This window comes from Nocardia sp. NPDC058497 (assembly GCF_042720195.1).
Taxonomy (GTDB): domain Bacteria; phylum Actinomycetota; class Actinomycetes; order Mycobacteriales; family Mycobacteriaceae; genus Nocardia.
Map to the genome: position 1 here is coordinate 1 of NZ_JBHXMY010000939.1, position 1,482 is coordinate 1,482.

The 1,482-nt window shown below is 62.8% G+C and carries 3 protein-coding genes; 1 reads left to right on the forward strand and 2 read right to left on the reverse strand.

Annotated features, from left to right (window positions below):
• A partial coding sequence (locus tag ACFWPJ_RS32630; protein ID WP_378857345.1) for a transposase occupies nt 1–274 on the forward strand: 274 nt, incomplete at its 5' end.
• Between the two features lie 92 nt (nt 275–366).
• Here the strand turns inward: ACFWPJ_RS32630 and ACFWPJ_RS32635 are convergent.
• Nucleotides 367–969 (reverse strand): hypothetical protein, encoded by a 603-nt coding sequence (locus tag ACFWPJ_RS32635; protein ID WP_378857347.1) that lies wholly within the window; start codon nt 967–969, stop codon nt 367–369.
• A gap of 15 nt (nt 970–984) precedes the next feature.
• Nucleotides 985–1,482 (reverse strand): helicase-related protein (locus tag ACFWPJ_RS32640; protein WP_378857348.1); only part of this gene is annotated, 498 nt, incomplete at its 5' end.

Sequence of the window (1,482 nt, forward strand, 5' to 3'; positions counted from 1 at the left end):
GTTGTACGCCGACAAGGCCTATGACATCGCAGACCTGCGCCGCTGGGACGCCGACCGGGGCATCACGGTGCGCATCGCGCGCAAGGGTGTCGAGCGAAATGACCGCCTCGGTCGACACCGTTGGGTCATCGAACGCACCATCTCCTGGCTGACTGGTTATCACCGGCTCAACCTTCGCTACGACCACAAAGGCGACCACTTCTGCGCCTTCCTCACACTCGCCGCGGCATTGACCTGCTACAAGAAGCTCGGCACGGCACGATCGGCGACGTGAGACAGAGTCTTAGTCTATGGTTCGGAGACGACCAGTTCCACCCGGCTTCGATTACCGGTCGCGACTGCCGCTTGTTGCGTCGCCAGCGCCACTCACTCCTTACTACCTCCCGGGGATGTGGGGGTCAGCTTGCGATTGATGTGGGTAATCGGTAGGCCGCAGCGCTCGGCGACTGCCTTCTGGAAGTCCTCTTCCTGTGTCAACTGTGGATAGCCGGTGCGAGTCGTGACGATGATCAGAGGTGGTTCCGACGAGTTGACGGCCGCACCGAGGGCGGCCCAGATCAGATCCTTGAAGGTATGGGGTGCGCCCCAGCACACGTAGCGCTGGCGTTCGCCGTCGGTGGCCATGCAGTGCATGGGCTTTTCCACCACCGACTTTGGCACCAGGTCCCAGGACGGGCCGAGACCTTGCTTCACGAGAGCGTCGTGCGGCGGAAACTGCTTCGTGGCGCACTTCGCGTAGGTGCCGATCCCTTCCAGCGCTCGGACGTATTCCTTCATCGGCCCATCCTTGATCCAGACACGGACATCGCCAACGGGGAGGTACGCGACGAGGACGCCGCCGATCTTCTCGTCATCTACCCACTTCGCGTAGTAGTTGGCGCGTTCACGGTCGGTGAGCAGATCCCAGTCGATGTCCTCGGCTCGCTGGTAGAGCTCTGTGGCGACTTGAACCTGGATGTTCTTGGGCACTTTCGGGGGCATTGATCACCGCTGACTGGTCATGGTCTGGTCTGGGAACTGGAGCCGGACCTCGTCGTAGGCTGTCTCGAGGCTCGCGGCGTCCTTGATCCATTCTTCCATGAGGGAGGCCACTCGCTGATCGGTGAACTCGACTCGGGATGGGGTGATGCCCCGGAGCTCCTCGGTATCCGCGGAGTCGGCGACGGCACGCTTTATGTTCAGTGCCGCTGCCACGCGCCGGAGATCACTGACGAAGTCGAGGACGGCGACCCGTTCCTTGCCCTCGCGAAGGCGCAGACCGCGGCCAAGTTGCTGGATGAAGATGCGGCGACTGTGGGTGACGCGCGCGAAACACAGAATGTTGACATCCGGTACGTCGACACCTTCGTTGAGGATGTCCACAGAGGTCAGGATGGGGACCTCGCCGGAGCGGAACGCCAAGAGGCGAGATTGGCGCTCGCGCTTGGGGAGCTCGGCGTGGATGGCCAGCGCGCCCGACCAATTCGGGGTGCGGCGCAGGAG